Genomic DNA, 19,316 nt, shown 5'->3' with positions numbered 1-19,316 from the left:
GCACATGCTTATTGACATTGCCGAAGCAGTTCTTCCGCCTGACGGCGCTGTTTCGGATAGTAGAAATATTGATCCTCATGCAGGGAGTAGCCGTGCACCGCCAGCACTAAAAACCGCCGTGCCTGCCGCGGATCTGCTTCGGTCCCTTTTCCTTCCAAATAACATCGGCCTAAGCGCAGGCAAACCTCCGGATAGTCCAGAAGCTCTCCCGTTTCCTGCAGATGCTGAAACAGCTTGCGGTAAAACTGAAACGCCCGGATTTCATCCTTTTTAACAAATTGACCACGTTGGTAAGCGTCGGCAACCTTCATAATGGCTTCGGGATTTCCCAGCTTCGCGGCCTGCACAAAATAGCGGAATCCTTCGACCGGATTCTTCGTCACGCCCCGCCCATAGGTATAACAATACCCCAAATTCGTCATCGCCTGACCGTTGCCCAAACTGGCGGATTCCCGATAAAACTGCACAGCCGTCCTGAAGCCTTCCGGCGTTCCGCTTTGATACGCTTTTGCACCTTGATTCAATAATTCGTCGCTGCGTTCTTTTTGCATAATAAAGTCCTCTTTATCTGCTTTAATCATACCGCAAAACAAGCCGAGGAGCGGATATAAATTTTGTTTTGTCGAGCTAAATTAAAAAAAGCACTTCCCTGGACGTCTGAACGCAAGAGAGTGCTTTTCAAATCCTTCATAAAATTAAAATAACGTCGTGTTCAGGCCAGAGGCCGCTCGCGAATCCTTACGATAAAAAGGGAAGCATCCACGCCAGCAGGAGGAACCCGATCATCAGGACGAGTTCGCTTCCGCACAGCAGCGCGGCCACCGTCAGCGCAAAACTGCGGGTTCGGGTATTGCGGCTGCCAATACCGGCTAAAATCAAGCCGGTCAGCGCACTGACGAAATTGAGTCCGGAAAGCAGCAGCCGGATTCCATCATCCGTTCTGATCTGAAACACAGACAGCAGCAGCGACATCAGCGGAATGAAACCGCAGATCAAGGCCGCAGCACTGAGTTTATTGCGCTTTAATTTTTCCATTTTTTCACCTCATCTCTTTCTTACCAAACCGCACTGCCGCCATGCCCAAAGCGGAAAGAAAATAGGCCAGCGCACAAGGCAGGAAGGGAAACAGCGGAAAGGCTGATTTTATTCCGCCTACGGTAAACTCATGCAGCGAACACGACACAAGATAACCACTGTAGCAGTAAGGATACAGAAACCACAACGGCGTCGCTCCGGCCAGCAGTCCCGGAATGACCAGCATTAAGTTCAGACCCACGGTGATCAGCGGTTTTTCAAACACGACCGTCACCATCCACATCACGGCGGTACACGGCAGCATCGTGACAAAGATTTCTCCACAGGCTTGTAACAGATAACCCAGCGGCAGCGTTTCCTTTACTCCGGCTGTTTGGACCGCGATCCACCCGGCCAGCACAAAGATGAGCAGGAAAACGACCATTTCCAGCAGCAGACAGAAGACCAGTACGCCAAATTTCGCCAGCGACAGCCGAAAGCGTGAAACGGGAAGCGCCAGCATTTTCAGCATTCCGTTGTTCTGCGTCTCGCGTCCGGCGATCATCACGCACACGACGATCATGCTGAAAGGCAGAAGGTAGTAGGCATACAGCAGCGCGCTTTGAATAAACATCGCCGGCCAGGCCTGGGTATATTCCGGCGTCAGATACTGGCTGAGGTTCACAACACCGGAAACAACGACCAAGATCGGTGCGGCGGATAACAGCGCGATCATCCTTGAACGTTTCATTTTCAATAATTCCAGTTTGAACAAATCCATACCTTTCATTGGCTTGACCTCCTATTCATAAGCCCGCTTCTTTGCGGCAAGAAAACCTGCGGCCGCACAAACCGCCGTTTCCAAAAGGGCGGCGGTCATGACCAGAAGCTCCGGCTGCGCGCTCATCGCGACGGCCGGATGCAGCATGACGATAAACGGATCGATTAAAAGAACTTTCAGTCCTGAGGTGACCAGCGCCATTCCGGTCAGAAAGCCGGCTACGCCGATGCCCAGCGTGACACCCATCGTTTCAATCCGCGAAGCCGCCAGCAGCATCAGCGCCAGCACTGGCAGCGACGTCACAAACGAATACACCGCGAACTGCACCAGCACCGGCAGCTGAAAGCTCCCCTGCGGCAGCATCGTCATTCCAATCCAGCCCAGCGCGGTGTTTTCCAGAATGACCGCCGCGGCCAGTCCCAGGGTCAGAAGAATAAACTTTGTCAGAAACAGCTTCGGCACGCTGAACGGCAGCATCCACAGCTTCTTGATCGCCTGACCTTTAAATTCCAGATTGTAAATCATACACGCCGCCACGATGATTGCGAATAGATTGATCAACAGGATCATGCCATACAACTGCGTCAGCAGCACATCCATCGGCGCCAGCGGCAGGCTCAGCAGCGCATCGCGGCGGATGAGGAAATTCACCAGTGCGTAAGCCGCCCCTAAGCCTCCCGCTAATGGCAGGACTGCCAGCGAGCCTGTACGTTTCATCTTTTTTATTTCCAATACCAGCGTTTTCATAGCTTTGCCCGTTCGCGGCATTTCGCGTTATCCTGTTCAATCATCGCCAAAAACATCGCTTCCAGGTTGTCGCCGTCAAACCCCTGCGTGCTGGCGGTGTTCCGCAATGCGTCCAGACGGCCCTCAAACAACAGCCGGCCATGATTGAGAATTCCGATATCGTCAGCGATCAATTCAATCTCACTCAGCATGTGCGACGAGATCAGGACTGTGCAGTCATAGCGCTGCGGAAGCGAGCGGATCAGCTGACGGATCTCATGAATTCCAGCCGGATCCAGTCCGTTGGTCGGTTCATCCAGAATTAAGATCGGCGGCCTGCCCAGCAGCGCGCCAGCCAGACCCAGCCGCTGCTTCATGCCTAACGAATACTTGCGGGCCAGCCGGTCCTTGAACTCGCTGAGACCGACCAGCTCCAGTGCGTCCGAAACGGCGGAAGCGGGCAGATTCAGGATCCTGCGGATTATCTCCAGATTCTCCTCCCCGGTCAAATTGGCGTAATAGGAAGGTGATTCGATAAATGAACCGATCCGTTTGAGAATCGAGATCCGATCCTGCGGGAAATGCAGTCCGTCAATCGCAAAGGTTCCCCCGCTGGGCGGCGTCAGTCCCAGCAGCATTTTCATCGTCGTCGATTTTCCCGCACCGTTGGGGCCGAGAAAGCCATAGATGCTGCGCTTGCGGATATGCAGCGACACCTGATCGACGGCTTTAAAGTTCTTGTATTGCTTGCTTAAACGTTCTGTTGTAATCTGATATTCCATCACGATCACTCCTTTCGACAAAGAAAGCATATCACGGCGGACTGACACCTCCCTTGCCGCTGCCTTACTTTTCCCTTACATTCTTTGCGCGGCGGCTTGCGTGAACGGCGTCTGTGGTATAATCCAGGCAAGGAGGAACGAAGAATGGAGCATTCCTTTTTACACTCGAAAAAAATTCTACTCGTTGATGATCAGCCGGAGCTGTTGACGCTGGTCCGGGAGATTCTAACGGACGACGGCTTTTGTCATCTGGCCAGCGCCGGCACGGTTGAGCAGGCGCTATCGGTCTGCCGGACACAGCGGCCGGATCTGGCGATCCTGGACGTCATGCTTCCCGATGGCGACGGATTCTCGCTGCTGAAGCAGCTGCGGCAGTTTAGCGAGATGCCGGTGCTGTTTCTGACGGCGCGGGATGAAGCCGATGACAAACTGGCAGGCTTAGGCTTAGGCGCTGACGATTATATCGTTAAACCGTTTCTGCCCCAGGAGCTGCTTCTGCGTGTTCACGCGGTCCTGCGGCGTTGTTATAAAGATGCCGGAGAACAAATTCAGCTGGCAGCCTGCACGGTCGACTTCAGCCGCGCCGAGGTGTATAGGCAAGACCAGACGCTGGCGCTGACCGCTAAAGAACACGCACTGTTGGAAACACTGGCCCGCAATGAGGGCCGGATCGTCACATTCGACGCGTTATGCGAAGCCTTATGGGGTGAAAATCCTTTCGGTTATGAGAACAGTCTCAACGCCCATGTCCGGCGTGTCCGGGAAAAGATTGAAGCCGACCCTTCACATCCGGTTTCCCTGATCACCGTTAAAGGCTTAGGGTACAAGCTGATCGTGAGGTGAGTATGCCATGAATACACTTTCCCGGCTGTTCTCCCGCACCTTCGCGGCATTTTCATTCTTTATTGTGTTTTTGATTGTGCTGAATCTCGGCCTGTTCGCAATCACGTTCTACGGCGTCATTCACCACGACTATGGTCCGGATTCCCCGTCGGTGATGCTTCAGAAGACAGCAGAAACGCTGAATGGCCAGCACATTTCGCCCAGCATGGAAGAACCTCTGCGGCAAGCTGGAATCTGGGCGATGGTCATCAATGACACAGGCAAGGTCGTCAGTTCCGCCGCGCTTCCCCCTGAAATTCCAGATCAGTTCTCACTGGGCGAGGTCGCCGTGTTCTCCCGCGGCTATCTTCACGACTATCCGGTCTTTGTCCGCAGACTTGACCCCGGTTTGTTAGTGCTGGGCTATCCGAAGAATTCCTACATCAAGCTCACCAGCAATTATTATTCCTATGGCACGCTGACCCGGCTGCCGCTGTATGTCCTCGGCACACTGTTATTGGATCTGATTCTTCTTTTCACGGCGTATATCCTTTCTAAAATTAAGGTGCAGCGGGCGGCCGGCCCGTTGATCTCCGCCTTAAATACATTTCCGCGAAGTCAGCGCGGAACGCTTTCCACCCGCGGCGAGCTGGCGGCCGTCGCCGCTTCCGTCAATCAGGCAGCCGAACTGATCCATCGGCAAAACGAAGCGCGCGCGAACTGGATCCGCGGCGTGACGCACGATCTCCGCACGCCGCTGTCGATGATTCTGGGCTATGCCGACCGGATTGCCCATGATCCGCAGGCCAGTCCCGCGATTCAGGATCAGGCGCGGATTATCCAAAAACAAAGCGTCAAAATTAAAGATCTCATTCAGGATCTGACACTCGTATCCCAGTTGGAATATGAGATGCAGCCGCTGCGGAAACAGGAAATTCATCTGGCCCGGCTGCTTCGCACGATCGCCGCCGATACGTTAAATGCCGGTTTGGCGGACGTTTACAGCCTGGATCTCGATATCTCAAAGGAGGCGGATGATCTTCAGCTGGCTTGCGATCCGCGGTTAATCCGCCGGGCAATCGGCAATCTGATTGGCAACAGTGTCGCCCACAATCCTCAGGGCTGTTCGATTACGTTGAAATTGGAAACAAACGGAAACCTGATTATTTTGACGGCCGCGGACGACGGCATCGGTTTATCGGATGCCCAGCGCCAGATTCTGGAGGAAACACCGCACTATCTGGAAAGTATTGATGAACGCCTCGATCTGCGGCATGGTTTAGGACTCATCCTGGTTCGTCAGATCACGGAGGTCCACGGCGGAACTATGAAGATCGAAAGCGGCTTCCACGAAGGCTTCCGCGTTACGCTGACCTTTCCCCACGTCTGAATTCAAGCCGGTTTCGACCGGCTTTTTTCATGATGTTCAAAGCAGAGATCCGGTGTTTCCGCAAATACTAAAATAGGCTGTATCGCTTTGTTTACTGCGTTACAGCCTATTTCGATGAAAAGCCTGATCTCCAGAATGATTTTTATTTAAATATGAATCTGATTGATCACCCTCATTCTCTAAAAAAATACCAATCAAAACCCCCTCCAATATTAATAATACTCCAGAAAGTCCACCAGAATATCATCTTATATAATATTGGCAAAAACCAGTTATTTTTTGTCTTCAACAAGATGATCGAAGAAGGAATTTCTGAAAACAAGATGAGAAAGGGAACATCTGTTATCACTAAATTACTCCATAGCTCTCTGCTCCAGTAATTGATATATCCATACATTGGAACACAATGCATCAATATGGGAATGCACACCGGAAAGTACAAATATAGAAATATAGTGATTAATGGGTGACAAGAGCTGGACTTTAATAAATATTGAATGCAATAGAGTGGAAAAATCAAAAAAACGACCGTGGTAAAACAAGATAAAAAAAGACTATACATCAAGAATTCAAAAAAATGTCTGCTTATATTTTCAATCATCGTACTGATCAAATAGTTAAGAGACAGCGAATCATAGAAAACAAAGGTCCATAATAAACTCAAAATCAATGAAACAATAACTATGAGCGGCACGAATTTAACATAAGTTAGATTCCGTTTCGTTTCATTGATCGAAAATTTTAACTTGATGCATGCCAGAAAAACAGGAAATAGAATTAACGGTGCATACTTATAAAAAGGTAAACAAAATCTTGTTGACCTGATCAAGAGTAAACGGATTAACGAATAAAACAAAAAACAGAACAAAGCATCACCAACATAATAAAATAAATTTATTTTAATATCGTTCAAATGAATTAGAATTGCTATAGCGCAGCCGATGATAAAAAGATTTATCAGTAAAATATGTCCATTCATAGCGCCTATTACGCCTAATTGATAAATGATTATAAAAAACAGAAGCTTCCCTTTTGCGATTAAATTCATACAATTAAGAACCCCTTTCATTGATTGGAATTCAATGGTTCAAAGCATAAAGCAAGATGCTAAATGATAAATAACAAAGCTTCTTACGGTAATGAATTTACAGGAAAATTATATCATCGAATAAAGAAAGTATGGTGCTTTATTATAGCAGGAATTGGAAAAATAATGAAACGCAAAGAATGATCCCTGATCCTTACTTAAAAAAATCAAAGGTTAGCAAAACCCTGAACATCAGGTTTCTTCCTCACTTAGAACAAGCTCCATTTTACTTATTTTTGAAAAAACTCGACATTTCATAAAAAGCTGCGATACCCAGGGGAATCGATAACCCGGCCCATCACAGCTTCATTGAAGTTTTTTAATTTTTATATTTTTGGCTTACTCCGCGCTGAGTTCATGCAGCTGTTCCAGAAGCAGAACCCCGCAAAGCAGCACCGTCACTGAAGACAACGGACAACGCCGCTGACCGTCGATTGTCAGACAGGCGTCCTTGTTGACACAGCAGTTGTCGATCACGATATCCGCCGTTTCAAACAAGCGCCGGCCGCTGGGATGATCGGACTTGATCACCGGCGACTGCTTCATGTTTGTGATCGCCGCAACCGTCGTTTTATTCGACCACAACAATCGCGCCAGCTCGACGTTCATTACGCTTTTCCCGGTGTTGGACGGCATCAGGAATACATCCTGGGGTTGAATTTTATATTTATCGATCAACATCTGGGCATAGTCGCGCTGCTTCTGCGTCCAGCCGCTCTGAACCGGATCGAATACCATCAATTCCTGTTCCAGAATCGGAACGACGTTATCCAACGTCTTCTCCTGCGCCATCAAATCCTGAAGCATGTGCGAATGACCGCTGCCCATGACGATCAACCGGCCTTGCTTCCGCTCCAGCTCCTCGGTGACTTTGGCAATGGAAGGCAGCTGGGTCTGTTCAAATTGTTCCAGAATTTCCAGCATACTTTTATTCAATGCATGTACAGTGCCGGCGGGATCCATCCCGGCCGCCAACGCAAAACTGACGGCATTGACCGCCTGGGCGCCGAAAACCTGCAGCATAGGCAGAAACCGTTCTTCTACACTGAACAATCCCGGGGTTTCCGTCTGCCGGTCCGCCTGCAGCATCTGCCATTGAATCCCTAACCGGCGGCAATGCTTTTCCATCGCGGCATACAGCGGCGTATCCTGACTGTGGAAGGACAAAACCAAATCATTCCGCTCAATTTTCCAGGCTTCGATCAATACCTTGGCATATTCCGGACATCGGATTAACGAGGCATAGCGGCAGTCGTAGGTCATCAGCTCATGGGGAAACAGACCGATGATTTCAGGATGCCCCTGCAGCCGGGCCGTCAGCTCTTCCGCAAACCAATGATCCTCGCCGATTCCGAAGGCATACACCTTCCGGCCTTCCGCCAGCGCCTGCGCTAGCTGCGTCCCGATCCGGACAAACTGATCCATCTGTGATTCTGTCCAGCCCAGCCAGACCTTTTGGAACAAACGGCACTCTTCTTTCAGCATATTCAACACCTCTTCTCTAATTATACGGACAACGACGTAAAAAGGAAGCCTTCGCTTCCTTAAAATTAAACGACTATTCGACGACGATCCGGACTTTGTCGCCATCCGCCGAAACCACGTCGACCAGTTCGCCGACCTGACCGTCTTCAACCAGTTTCATGATCAAGTCAAGATCCACGCCCTTCAGATCCACGTCCATTCCGCTGAGCTTCATCTGCTTGGTGAAATCCAGACCCGCACGGATCAGCGACACCGGCACATTGACGCGTACCCGGTCGTTATTGGCCGACTCGACCTGAATCCGCAGCATTTTCGGATGGGAAGGCGCGCTGTAAATCAGCGGACGCACCTCCGATTCAGCCGGTTTGGTCGTCTTCTCCGCGCGTTTTTCACTTTCTTCGATCGCGTCCAGCAGCCGCAGCCCTTCTTCTACGCTCAGCGTGCCGTCTTTGACCATTTCCATAATTTTTTCTCGGGAGTTCATGTTGTTCCTCCTACTTTTTTAACAGCGCAATCGCTTCTTCGGCGCTGATCTCGCCCTGCTGCAGCCGTGAGAGCACATCGTCGGCACGGACGGCAGGTTCTGCTTCCTGCTTAACCGGAAAGCCCATCTTGGTGATGATCGTATCCAGCATTTTCTTGACCGTCGGATAGGAAATATTGAATTCCTTTTCCATTTCCTTGATGTTGCCCTGAACCCGGATAAAGGTCTCGACGAACTGCAGTTCATCTCGATTCAGATAACTGAAACGGGATAAGGCAAACTCGCCGGTAATCTCCGTATGACAGCGGGTACAGGTCAAACGTGTCGCAAGCAGCTGATTGCCGCAGACCGGACACGTTCCGAACACTTCATTTCGCATCGTGTTTCCTCCTTATCCTAAAATATCAATGAGCACCCGATTCGGGCCGGATTCAACCTCGACCAGCCGGAACGGCTCGCAGGCTTTCAATTCCCTGACCGACGTCTGCACCAGGTCCAGAATCGCGTCGCGGTTATCCAGCAGAAGCTGCACGCTTTCATCCCGCGACGAGGCCGGAATATACTGCGATCCCCACAGCACAACTTTCAAGATCGCCGCGGCGGCACTCAGCGGAATTGCCGGAATCACGACATTTTGTTCAGGCGATTCCACAATGATTTTAATCTTTTTGGCCATCCTCGTGTCCTCCTGAACTTATTATAAATGATAATTTAATATTTTCAAGTTATTTTTCAATATTTTAAATATTAAAATTAATTTATTGAATTTTATCAATTCAAAATCTTATGAATTCCGTTGCGAATTCGAATATAGACATAAGCGGAATGAAGATCAGAGAACGTCTTCATGTGATGATAATAGGAAAACGCCGGATCACTTAACATATCGAGCACGATATAACGCCAGCTGACGTCCGTTTCCGTCTGAATCCAGGCCGCCGCGCCGGGTTCCGGATGAATCTTTCGTGTCCCGCATTGCAGACACTGCGGCTGAAGCTCAACCGTCAGCCCGTCGAGCTGTTCGCAGGGATGTTGATCATCGAGAAAATAACGCACAAAAGAACAGGCTTGTTTCAGACTGTTCCAAACTTCTCTTTCCGCTTCGCCAACCCGCGCGACCGCGATCAACACCGGCGGATGATCCTGTGCGTATCGAATAAAACGTTTCCGGCAAAGTTTCGCGTCATAACTGTCGCCGAGGATATCAGAATCCAGGTAAACCAGATCCATGACTGCCCCTCCTTCCGCATTACTTCTGCTTTTATTTTACCACGATCAACCGTTTTCAACCAGAACAAGAAGAAAGACGGAACCTGAGCTCCGTCTTCATGAACGATCGTTTATTTACGGGACTGGAAGAAGCTTGGAATTCCGCTGTCGTCTTCCTCTTCCTCTGTTTCCTTTTTAATTTCTTCAGCGATTTTATTCGCCACTTTAATTGGAGGCTTCGACGGCGACGGCACCTTGATCTTTGGCAGATCAAAGCCGGTAGCGATGACTGTCACGATAATCGATTCCCCGATCTTCTCGTTGATTGCTACGCCGAAAATGATATCGATATCATTGCCGGCCGCTTCCCGGATGTACTCGACCGCGTCGTTCGCGTCGTAAATCGAAATGTTCGCGCCGCCGGTAACGTTGACGATCGCTTTCTTGGCACCGTTGATCTGAGCTTCCAATAACGGTGATTGAATCGCTTTCTGCGCCGCTTCCTGGGCCTTGTTATCACCCTGGGAAATACCGATGCCGATCAAAGCGCTGCCCTGGCCTTCCATGACCGAACGCACGTCCGCAAAGTCAAGGTTGATCATGGCCGGAACCGCGATCAGATCGGTGATTGTCTGCACGCCCTGACGCAAAACGTTATCCGCTTCCTTAAACGCTTCGACAAACGGAATCCGTCCGATAACCTGAAGCAGCTGATTGTTGGAAACGATGATCAGAGAATCGATGAATTCGCTTAACTGACTCAAACCGGCTTCGGCCTGCGCCATCCGCCGCGGTCCTTCAAACGAAAACGGCTTGGTGACGATGCCGACGGTCAGCGCGCCCATTTCCTTGGCGATCTTCGCAAACAGCGGAGAAGCGCCGGTGCCGGTGCCGCCGCCCATGCCGGCTGTGATAAAGACCATGTCCGCGCCCTGCATCGCTTCGCGGATTTCTTCTTCATTTTCTAAGGCTGCCTTGCGGCCCATTTCCGGGTTCGCGCCGGCGCCTAAACCGCGGGTCGTTTCCCGGCCCAGTATAATTTTGTTTTCTACCGGAGATTTGTTGAGATCCTGCATGTCGGTATTGGCGACATAGAATTCAACACCCTGAACGCCTTCCTCGACCATGCGGTTCACGGCGTTGCAGCCGGCGCCGCCGATGCCGAAGACTTTAATTTTCGCAACCTGATTGTATTCTAAATCCATCTTCATTCATCCTCTCGTTTCCTATTTCTGTTTGGCTTCAAAAAGCATGTCTTTTAATCGTTTGGTAATCGAATCGTCAACGCTGGTTTTTTCTTTCTTTACCCCGCCGATCGTCACCGCTTTTTCAAACTGCGCGGCGTTCACACTGACCTGGTCGGTATTTAACAGCGGCTGCTGATCCTTGTAGGCATAAAATAAACCCAGACATCCCGTTAACGAGCTGTCGCGCACACCCAGTGTTTCCGGATAATACACCTTCGCCGGCGCACCCAGATGATCCTGGACATATTCCGCGATTTCCTGCAGCTCGCCGCCTTCGCCGACGATCACAATCTGCGTCTTGCCCGCTTTGAGGATCGGACGGCACATCTGTTCGATCTGTCCCGTCCACGATTCCAGCGGTTCCCGAATCGCTTCGCACAGTTCCTTTTCAGAAAGCGTGTACGTTTTTGTATTTTTTGACCAGATATAGATCGGCGTCTGCAGCGGCCTGCGCTGATTCAAACGCGTATTGTATTTCACTAAGCGGACCGCTTCTGCCGGCGGCAGTTCATATCGTTCCACCAGCGCTTTGCTCCACTGATCGATCCCCTGTTCAATGATCTCACAGCTTGCCAGTTTGCCCTTGGACAACAGCGATAAGGTCGTCGTCTGTTCTTCTAACCGGATCAAAATTAAATTCTGATCCATCGTCTGTTCAAACAGCGCCGCTTCCTTCGCAATCGCAAAGCTGTCCAGACTGATGTCCAGAACTTCCAGCCCCGCCTGTTCGACGCAGTTGACATATTCAAACGCGATCTTACGATTCGCGCACAACAGATCGACATCCACCGTCAGCTCATCGCACAGCTCACCGATCGGCATCCGCCGCGTTGAGATTCCGTTGCACGTATACCGGACGCATACCGCGCTGATCAGTGCCAGACCGTTTTCAACCTTGGTTTTCATTGCGTTTTTTACCGCTTCCCGAACATCCAGAACGGTTACGCGGCGGTCAAAAGAAGAAACCGGCACCGTAATTTTCAGCGATTTGCGCATCATATCCCGCGAAGGAATCGATAACAAAACCCGTTCAATCCGAGCGCCGATCATTCGGGAAGCGTTTTCCGCCGCCCGCCGAATCGCCTTGACAACTTCATTCGGTTCCGTCAGCTGATGAAACTGAGCGCCCGCCACAGGAACCCGTTCGACTTTGATTATATTAAAGCGAGTATTGAAGAACTCGCCTACCAGCAATCTAACTTCGTGATCCGCTATCTCCAGCGCCGCGAAAATCTGCTTGTCCATGCCTTTTTCGACCCCCTGAGCTACACATATATACTATATCATAAAACACTATTCAACAAAAGAATTTTTCCAACAATTCGCATTGCCTTCCCGACCGGGTAAAAATGTTGTCAGCTTCCTGCGGCGGCCGTCGGTTTTCGTAAAAATTTAGCGTTTTTTCGTGTTTCAAGACCGCAGTTGTAAAAAAATCCTTTTTCTTTATCACCTTTTTCGGATAACGCCTTGCATTTTTTGGATGATCATGTTATAGTTTACAAGCGAAATTAAGACAGAAAGGGGGGTTACGGTTAATGTCTAGAGTATGTGCCGTATCCGGTAAAAAAGCCTTATCAGGAAATAAGCGTTCTCATTCCCTGCACGCATCCCGCCGCAAGTGGAACGTTAATTTACAAAAAGTTAAAGTGATGGTTGATGGTAAGCCACAGCGAATCCGTATTTCCGCCCGTGCTTTAAAAACACTGAAGGCTCAGCAGAAAAACGGTTAATTAAAAAGGAGTTTGCACTCCTTTTTTTCTTTGCTTTGTTTTTCTCAATCCAGACTCTTCAGTCAGATAGACGAAACGTGCCGCTATTGAGTTTCAATGGAATGGGCTCCATCTTTTAGGTACGTGCTGATAAATCTGTACAAAAAAAGAGAAGCAGGATAATCTTTAAAATCGAGCTTCCCTGAAATATATATTTAAAAAGACCGCAGCGTAGGAATTGTTCTTTTTCCGATCGTCTGCGGTTCTTTTTTCCATTCTTTTCCAGTGCTTATTGCTTTTGAAATCCGATGATTACTAGGACTGGGCCTCGTCTTCCGCTTCCCGAATCGAGATCGTGTACTCCCCTTCGCTTTGCCATTGACCCTCGCAATGCAGCCAGTCCGGTCCTTCGCAGCGGACAAGCCAGAATCGATAATGGAGCCGGTCTTCCGCGATCCCATCGTAAAGCAGCCACAGCGATTGATCGCCGGTACTTTCCAGCAGTGCCTGCTGACCATCGTCGCTGAGCACCGCTTCCTTTTGTGCAAAGGCTTCATCCAGCAGAATCTGTATCGCCTGCGCAGGGGAACGGCGGTTAATATACATATAGGTTGTATCATACATGCCGCTGACAAAGTAATGCGCCAATTCCGCCTCCGTTGGGAACTCAGGATCCAGTTCCACGGGCTCCAGTCCGCTGATTCCTTCCTCCAGGGAAGGCATCAGCGCTGCCAACACGGCGTTCTCCGCCCGCATCAAACGGAGCTTATAGGTCATCGTAAACGCTTCACCGCTGGGTCCGGCGCCCTGGTTGCCCGGGGAAACCGCCCATTCGTTCGTTTTGACTTCCACGAGCTGATCGGCATCGGTGCCCGCCAGCACTTGTACAGAAGCCAGTTCCACGCGGATATCGACACCGTTAACCCGATAGCCTTCATCCCGCTGGCGCAGGGCCAGTAAACTCAGCCAGAGCGGATCGGTGCTGGCGGTGTCCAGCTTCATTGCGCCGTTGGGCAGCGGCTGCGATAACGTCGGATCCGCAAGGATCGTCTGACGCATCGCTTCAACCAGCGGCGTTTCGTCTTCCTCCGGAAGGTCCGGGGTCTGAAACAAACCGGCATCCGGCAGCGCCGAGGTGCGGACGAAGTTCAGCGGCGCGGTCGGCTTCAGCGCGACCGGACAGAGAATCAGTGACCCGTTGACGAACAGATCCTGTTCGTTCAACGTCCCCTCCTCGCTTAAGGCCAGCGTCCACTGCGGCAGCCCGTCCCGGCACAACGCCAGCGCCAGCGTCCCGAACGGCACCGCGTCGTCATAAGCATAATCTTCCTGAAGCGTTCCGTTTTCCAAATGAATTCCCGTGCGATCAACTACGATTTTCCAGCCGGCCGCGTTGGTTTCCATCAGCGACCATTCGCCCTGGATCGCCGATGCCATGTTATGATAGCTGATCGGATCGCCGCGGTCGCCGAACGTCGCGATCATCTGATGGACGCTCCGGTCCAGCGTTTGATAGGTGATCGCACAGACATCCTCAGCCAGCCACTGCAGCTTCATCGGCCCTTCCACCGTATAGGGAAACGTGTCTTTTTCACGCCGGTAAAGACCATAGCGGCTGCGGCAGAGCATAGTCTTCCCGGTTGTCTTATCCTGCTTGATCACGACCTGATGACGGCCGTCAGCGGAAAAGCTGATCGTTGTCGGCCGCTGCTGGATCGCCTGCTGCAGCTGCCAGCCAAACCCCGCCATCAGCACCAGCGCGATGCCCAGGCCGCGCTTACGCCAGCCGGGCGTGCGGATCAGAACACTGCCGGATAAGGTCAACGCCAGAACCATCATTAAATTTAACAACGGTGAAATCCAGTCCGCAATGTATTCCCAGCCTCGGGCGCGGACGATCGTGTACGTCACAATCTGAAGCGCAAGAATTCCGACCGCCACAATCAGGCATACGATGGCTGCCGCAGTCCAGCCATGGCGGCGCGTCCGGGTTTGGCGCGCCTGATCCAACTCGACCAGTGAAGGCGATTCGGTTTGAGGCGTCTCCTCCGGTTCAGGGTCGTCCTGGACGAGCTCGTCGACTGAAATCCCAAAGCTATTCGCTAACTGACGCAGTTTATCCAGACTGGGAACTGATTGTCCGGCCTCCCATTTTGACACCGCCTGCCGGGAAACCGCGCATTTTTGAGCCAGCTGTTCCTGTGTCCAGCCTGCCGCTTTGCGCAGCCGCTGAATATTTTCCGCTAATTTCACGATCGCCCCCTCCTTTCGACAGAGACCAGTGTAGCACGATCAAAATGGCATTTCCAGTCCGGAAACCGACAAAACAAAAAGGCAACCGACGGTTGCCCGGATCCTTCCTCCTTCTGATTTATTCAACATGAAAAAGCAGGGAGATCTGATCTTCCGAACAATCCGCATGCCCGCTTTCCCGCGCGATTTCCACACCGCCCTGCCGGCGGTAAAATGCCAGCGCGCGTTCGTTGTGCTCATTGCAGCGGCAGCCAAAGGCCGTGAATCCCGCCTGCTTTACCCGGCGTTCAATTTCCTGCCAGACCTGCCGTCCCAGCCCGCGATGTTGAAAATCCGATATCAAATAGAGGGCGTTGACGCTGATCGGCAGTTCGCTCCATCCCGGACGGGATTTTCCCAGCACAAAATAGCCGGCGTCCTGCCCATCCTCGCGAAGCAGCACAACCTGATTTGCCGGATCCGCGATCAACCGCCGGAATTTTTCCGCGTACCGCGCTTCGTCAAACTCCAGGAGTTTTGCCGCTGGATAAATTCCTGTATAGGTTTCCTGCCACACCCGGCGTTTCAGCTTTGCCAGCCGGTCCGCAAACCCGGTAGTGGCTTCGATCATAATCATGCGTCCATCCGCTCCCGGATTTGTTGCGCCAGCCTTTCCACGTCGATGCGGGCCGGATCCGTGCAGTCGACCGGGATCAGCGTGCCGATTGAAAAGCGCCGGTATCCGCGCTGCTCGATACTTTGTTCAAAAGCATCAAAGCTCAGCGTCTTCACTTCTGCCGGGGCTCCGACTTCCGGATACCGGTCGTTCACGACATGGCCGCGGTGCCGGGTCGGCGATTGATCGCGCTTGACAAACCGCTCATAAACCGCCCGGGTTTCCCCATCGAACAGAATTGTGATCATCCGGCAGCTGGTCCGCTCCTGCAATGCCTGCAGGCCCGGCCGGGAAAGATCCTCAAAATTATTCTCCAGGATCACCGACTGACCGGCCGCTAAACAACGCTCCGCCGCATAATAAAGAATTTCCATCGCCGCCAGACCAAGCTGAACCTTTTCCTGACGGCTTTGAAAACCAATCCGGTCGAACAGCTTCTCTTTGATCTCATCCTTGGACAACATCGCGATCCCCAGCTTTTCGCTGAGCCGGAGCGCCGCCGTGGTTTTTCCGCTGGCCGGCATTCCGGCAATACAGATACAAGTTTTCATCGTCATGTTCAAAATCAAAGCTTTCCGATCAAGGAAGACTTGATTTTTTACTCCTTTTCTTCATTATACCTCACCGGCGGCATTCCGCCAACGGACTCACGATCTTGATTCCTACAGTTAGGCCATTGATCTTGATCAAGCTGAAAAGGAGCTGCCTCCTCAATCCGACTATCCTTACAAGCGCTTCAGCTTGCCCTTTTCAAAATAATAGATGTCTTCCTGCTTAAAGCCATAAAGCGAACCCGGCAGACAAATATGGGGTTCAAAGGTAAACATTTTAACGTCCGACAATTTCGTGCCATTCCCTTTTTCAATGTAGATCCGATCTTGTTTATCCTGAACGATCGAATGGCCCAGATTTCCCAGATAATCCAGGTTCACAAAGCCTTGCTTTGTGATTTCTTCATTCATGAAAAAATATAACTCCTCAAACGTCATGGCTTCCGTTGCAGCCTCCGTCAAAACATGATGCAAATGATCTTCCATGCGCAGTCCCCGCTTCCATTCCGGATGGCGGATATCCTCTGGATGAACGACCACCTTCCCGGCTTCGATCACAATCGTTCTTGCGTAATCGCCCCAGATCCGCTGAACCTGCGGGCTCAGATCTACGGTCAGAAGATCATTCTCGCAAATCCGCCGGTCCGCGGTTGTATAGTCTTTCCCGGAAATTGAGAGGGTCGTTTCCTCCCCGGAAAAAACAAACGCCCCGACATCATAGTACCAAAAGGAATCGGCCCCGTTTTCCAGCATAAACCGCTCGCATAAGTTTCTTACTTCCACTAACGACATCCCTGCCGATAAATTCTGCATCAGGTATTCCATCGTCGCCCGGTTTAAATTCTGCATCGTTAAAGAATCCACGCTGATCTCTCCTTTTAAAGACAAAGCCTTACTCCCCGTTGAGGAAATAAGGCTGGTTGGTAATTTTGTTTTCAAACGTGCGTCTGTGCGGCTTTCCTTCGCTGAAAATTGGATTATTCGCCGTCGTCGCGGCTGCGGACGACAAGCACCCGGCCCTGATCCAGCGTCAGCACCGCTTCGTCCGCCGCGATTTCATTCGAGATGCCGATCGTGTCGCCGCGGTCCATCACATAATGATCGAGCGGATATAGAAACCCTTCCAGCGTCAGCACGGCCGGCTCCACCGCGAAAAAGGAAATAAAGCGGCGGGCATCGGGATGAAACACATGCCGGCCCGGATCCAGACAGAACAATTCATTGTTTTTCTCCCGCAGGATGACCGGCAGCTTCTGATGCATGACCAGAAGCAGATTGGCCAGCTGATGATCCTGCCTTCCGCCAATCCCGCCGATCAGAACCATCGGATTATAGCCTTGACCGGCAGCCCAGCGCAGCGCCGACAGCGCGTCGGTTTCATCCTTCATCGCCGGCAGCACCTGCATCTGATCGGCATATTGCCGGATCAGTTCCTTTTGCGGCGGAGTGACCGAGTCAAAATCGCCGATCGCCATCACCATTCGCCGGTGTGCTTGAGCGCAGATCAGCGCCCCGCGGTCCGCGCCGATCAGATCTCCTTCAGCCAGCGCACAGTCCTGCGCCAGCCCCAGCACGATCGTGCACGGTTTTAACATAACGAATCAACGGCTTCCACAATGTTGTTTTTAAAGATATAGCTGCCGGCGACCAGCACATCCGCGCCGGCCTCACGGCACAGCTTCCCGGTTTCGGCATTGATCCCGCCGTCGACCTCGATCCGCAGATCAGCGCCGGCCGCCTGCGCCCACTGGCGCAGCACGGTAATTTTATCCAGCGCCGACGGATCAAACTGCTGCCCGCCGAAGCCTGGTTCCACCGACATCACCAGCACCAGATCGAAATCCTGCCACAACGCTTCCAGCACGGACACCGGCGTTTGCGGCTTGATCGAAATGCCCGGCTTCACGCCCAGCGCTCGCAGCTCCTTGGCCAGCGCGCGACAGTCCTGGGCATCGTTCATCGCTTCGTAGTGAAACGTGATCCACTGCGCTCCCGCCTGGGCAAAGACCGGCGCATACTTCCGCGGATCGCTGATCATCAGATGCACGTCCAGCTGGCGGTCGGTCAGCTTGCGGAACGCCTTGAGAATGTCCGGGCCAAACGTCAGGTTCGGCACAAAATGGCCGTCCATCACATCATAATGCAGCCACTGGGCGCGGGAGGCGTTGACCGCGTCCATCTGGGAATTCAGCTGGGAAAAATCCAGCGATAAAATCGAGGGGGATATGATCGTCATCAATATTTCTCCTTTCGGCCCTGCACCAGGGTCAGACAATCCAAATAGTCCGCATAGCGGATCCGGGAGACCTGCCGGTCTTCCACGGCCTGCTTGATCGCACAGCCAGGTTCGTTTTGATGAATGCAGTCGCGGAACCGGCACCGGCCTAAATACGGCGCGAAGTCCGGGACGCTCTGCGCCAGCTCGGTCGGCGTCATGCGGCTGAAATCCAGCGAGGAAAAGCCCGGCGTATCGGCCACCCAGCCGCCGGCCACCTCGTGCAGCTCGACATGCCGGGTCGTATGCTTGCCGCGGCCCAGCGCTTTGGAAATCTCCTGAGTCTGCAGCTGAAACTCAGGGTTCAGCTTATTCAATAAGGAAGACTTGCCGACGCCGCTCTGGCCGGTCAGCACCGTCACCTTGCCCCGCAGCACCCCGGCCAGGTTTTCATCAAGCTCTTCCCGGCCGCTGAGCACAACTTCATATCCGCTCTGGCGGTAATCCTCAATCCAGCCGTGAACGGGGTCGTCCGGCTGAACTAAATCCATCTTGGTGATACACAGCACCGGCTTGATCGAAGCGTTGACGATCAGAAACAGAATCCGGTCGACGAGCGTGCAGGAAAAATCCGGATCCTTCGCGGACATGACGATCAGCGCCTGATCGACATTGGCAACCGGCGGACGGATCAGGGAGTTCATCCGCGGACGAATCCGCTCGATTCCGGTCTGATCGCCGAAATCCGTATATTCAACCCAATCGCCCACGCGCGGTTTGTCCTGCCGCCGGACCTTGCCCATCGCCACGCACGCCACGCGGCGGCCTTCCTCGTCCGCAACCAGATACTGGTTGGAAATAATTCTGATTATTCTTCCGATCATAACGCTCCTTTTCTAATCGTTC

22 protein-coding genes are annotated in these 19,316 nt (G+C 52.0%); 3 read left to right on the top strand and 19 right to left on the bottom strand.

Translation table 11 applies throughout. The features are described 5' to 3' along the window. Positions 1 to 8: 8 nt before the first annotated feature. The 5 genes from DWY25_RS02875 to DWY25_RS02855 all read right to left on the bottom strand — a co-directional run bounded on the left by DWY25_RS02875 (position 9) and on the right by DWY25_RS02855 (position 3,303). Positions 9 to 551, bottom strand: a complete 543-nt coding sequence (locus DWY25_RS02875; protein WP_181981658.1) for a tetratricopeptide repeat protein — start codon at positions 549 to 551, stop codon at positions 9 to 11. Between the two features lie 187 nt (positions 552 to 738). Continuing rightward, positions 739 to 1,035, bottom strand: a complete 297-nt coding sequence (locus tag DWY25_RS02870) for a hypothetical protein (protein ID WP_117893403.1) — start codon at positions 1,033 to 1,035, stop codon at positions 739 to 741. Between the two features lie 4 nt (positions 1,036 to 1,039). Beyond that, entirely contained in the window at positions 1,040 to 1,804 is a 765-nt protein-coding gene (locus tag DWY25_RS02865; RefSeq protein ID WP_117893400.1) for an ABC transporter permease, read from the bottom strand. 12 nt (positions 1,805 to 1,816) lie between these two features. After that, positions 1,817 to 2,542: an ABC transporter permease gene (locus DWY25_RS02860; RefSeq protein WP_117893654.1), complete on the bottom strand. Its 726-nt coding sequence runs from the start codon at positions 2,540 to 2,542 to the stop codon at positions 1,817 to 1,819. Beyond that, the gene (locus tag DWY25_RS02855) at positions 2,539 to 3,303 is read right to left on the bottom strand and encodes an ABC transporter ATP-binding protein (protein WP_117893397.1); all 765 of its coding nucleotides are present in this window, start codon (positions 3,301 to 3,303) and stop codon (positions 2,539 to 2,541) included. The genes DWY25_RS02860 and DWY25_RS02855 overlap by 4 nt, the downstream gene beginning before the upstream one ends. 144 nt (positions 3,304 to 3,447) lie before the next feature. On the opposite strand from DWY25_RS02855, the gene DWY25_RS02850 reads away from it, so the two are divergent. Together DWY25_RS02850 and DWY25_RS02845 are read left to right on the top strand one after the other, a co-directional pair. Further along, a complete protein-coding gene (locus tag DWY25_RS02850; RefSeq protein WP_117893395.1) occupies positions 3,448 to 4,146 on the top strand; it encodes a response regulator transcription factor in 699 nt (232 codons plus the stop codon). Between the two features lie 7 nt (positions 4,147 to 4,153). Then, complete coding sequence (locus tag DWY25_RS02845; protein ID WP_117893392.1) at positions 4,154 to 5,515, top strand: sensor histidine kinase; 1,362 nt, start codon at positions 4,154 to 4,156, stop codon at positions 5,513 to 5,515. Between the two features lie 1,426 nt (positions 5,516 to 6,941). Here the strand turns inward: DWY25_RS02845 and DWY25_RS02835 are convergent. The 7 genes from DWY25_RS02835 to DWY25_RS02805 form a co-directional block, all read right to left on the bottom strand. Then, on the bottom strand, positions 6,942 to 8,087 hold the full coding sequence (locus DWY25_RS02835; RefSeq protein ID WP_181981657.1) for an SIS domain-containing protein: 1,146 nt from the start codon (positions 8,085 to 8,087) through the stop codon (positions 6,942 to 6,944). Positions 8,088 to 8,160: 73 nt separating this feature from the next. Then, positions 8,161 to 8,571: an SHOCT-like domain-containing protein gene (locus tag DWY25_RS02830; RefSeq protein ID WP_117893382.1), complete on the bottom strand. Its 411-nt coding sequence runs from the start codon at positions 8,569 to 8,571 to the stop codon at positions 8,161 to 8,163. Between the two features lie 10 nt (positions 8,572 to 8,581). Then, complete coding sequence (locus DWY25_RS02825) at positions 8,582 to 8,950, bottom strand: DUF2089 domain-containing protein (protein ID WP_006058960.1); 369 nt, start codon at positions 8,948 to 8,950, stop codon at positions 8,582 to 8,584. Positions 8,951 to 8,962: 12 nt separating this feature from the next. Next, positions 8,963 to 9,247 (bottom strand): hypothetical protein, encoded by a 285-nt coding sequence (locus DWY25_RS02820; protein ID WP_117893379.1) that lies wholly within the window; start codon positions 9,245 to 9,247, stop codon positions 8,963 to 8,965. Between the two features lie 95 nt (positions 9,248 to 9,342). Next, positions 9,343 to 9,801, bottom strand: coding sequence for a hypothetical protein (locus tag DWY25_RS02815; protein ID WP_117893376.1), 459 nt, complete (start codon positions 9,799 to 9,801; stop codon positions 9,343 to 9,345). Between the two features lie 110 nt (positions 9,802 to 9,911). Next, positions 9,912 to 10,991: a cell division protein FtsZ gene (ftsZ, locus tag DWY25_RS02810; RefSeq protein WP_006058957.1), complete on the bottom strand. Its 1,080-nt coding sequence runs from the start codon at positions 10,989 to 10,991 to the stop codon at positions 9,912 to 9,914. Positions 10,992 to 11,006: 15 nt separating this feature from the next. Beyond that, positions 11,007 to 12,272: a cell division protein FtsA gene (locus DWY25_RS02805; protein ID WP_117893373.1), complete on the bottom strand. Its 1,266-nt coding sequence runs from the start codon at positions 12,270 to 12,272 to the stop codon at positions 11,007 to 11,009. 290 nt (positions 12,273 to 12,562) lie between these two features. On the opposite strand from DWY25_RS02805, the gene rpmB reads away from it, so the two are divergent. Further along, the gene (gene rpmB, locus DWY25_RS02800; protein WP_006058954.1) at positions 12,563 to 12,757 is read left to right on the top strand and encodes a 50S ribosomal protein L28; all 195 of its coding nucleotides are present in this window, start codon (positions 12,563 to 12,565) and stop codon (positions 12,755 to 12,757) included. A 294-nt stretch (positions 12,758 to 13,051) separates the two neighbouring features. Here rpmB and DWY25_RS02795 read toward each other — a convergent pair whose 3' ends face one another. The 7 genes from DWY25_RS02795 to rsgA all read right to left on the bottom strand — a co-directional run bounded on the left by DWY25_RS02795 (position 13,052) and on the right by rsgA (position 19,294). Continuing rightward, on the bottom strand, positions 13,052 to 14,989 hold the full coding sequence (locus DWY25_RS02795) for a helix-turn-helix domain-containing protein (protein WP_117893370.1): 1,938 nt from the start codon (positions 14,987 to 14,989) through the stop codon (positions 13,052 to 13,054). A 118-nt stretch (positions 14,990 to 15,107) separates the two neighbouring features. Continuing rightward, positions 15,108 to 15,605, bottom strand: coding sequence for a GNAT family N-acetyltransferase (locus tag DWY25_RS02790; RefSeq protein ID WP_117893367.1), 498 nt, complete (start codon positions 15,603 to 15,605; stop codon positions 15,108 to 15,110). Further along, positions 15,602 to 16,195, bottom strand: a complete 594-nt coding sequence (locus DWY25_RS02785; RefSeq protein WP_181981656.1) for a P-loop nucleotide/nucleoside kinase family protein — start codon at positions 16,193 to 16,195, stop codon at positions 15,602 to 15,604. Before DWY25_RS02785 ends, DWY25_RS02790 begins: the two co-directional genes overlap by 4 nt. 174 nt (positions 16,196 to 16,369) lie before the next feature. After that, a complete protein-coding gene (locus DWY25_RS02780; RefSeq protein WP_244925913.1) occupies positions 16,370 to 17,059 on the bottom strand; it encodes a M24 family metallopeptidase in 690 nt (229 codons plus the stop codon). Between the two features lie 113 nt (positions 17,060 to 17,172). Next, the gene (locus tag DWY25_RS02775; RefSeq protein WP_117893361.1) at positions 17,173 to 17,790 is read right to left on the bottom strand and encodes a thiamine diphosphokinase; all 618 of its coding nucleotides are present in this window, start codon (positions 17,788 to 17,790) and stop codon (positions 17,173 to 17,175) included. Then, positions 17,784 to 18,431, bottom strand: a complete 648-nt coding sequence (gene rpe / locus DWY25_RS02770) for a ribulose-phosphate 3-epimerase (protein ID WP_006058947.1) — start codon at positions 18,429 to 18,431, stop codon at positions 17,784 to 17,786. Before rpe ends, DWY25_RS02775 begins: the two co-directional genes overlap by 7 nt. Next, positions 18,431 to 19,294, bottom strand: a complete 864-nt coding sequence (rsgA, locus tag DWY25_RS02765; RefSeq protein WP_072684189.1) for a ribosome small subunit-dependent GTPase A — start codon at positions 19,292 to 19,294, stop codon at positions 18,431 to 18,433. Before rsgA ends, rpe begins: the two co-directional genes overlap by 1 nt. Positions 19,295 to 19,316 lie beyond the last annotated feature (22 nt).

The sequence above is a fragment of the Holdemania filiformis genome, assembly GCF_003459085.1.
GTDB lineage: Bacteria > Bacillota_I > Bacilli_A > Erysipelotrichales > Erysipelotrichaceae > Holdemania > Holdemania filiformis.
This window is presented reverse-complemented; position numbering and strand designations above follow the sequence as displayed.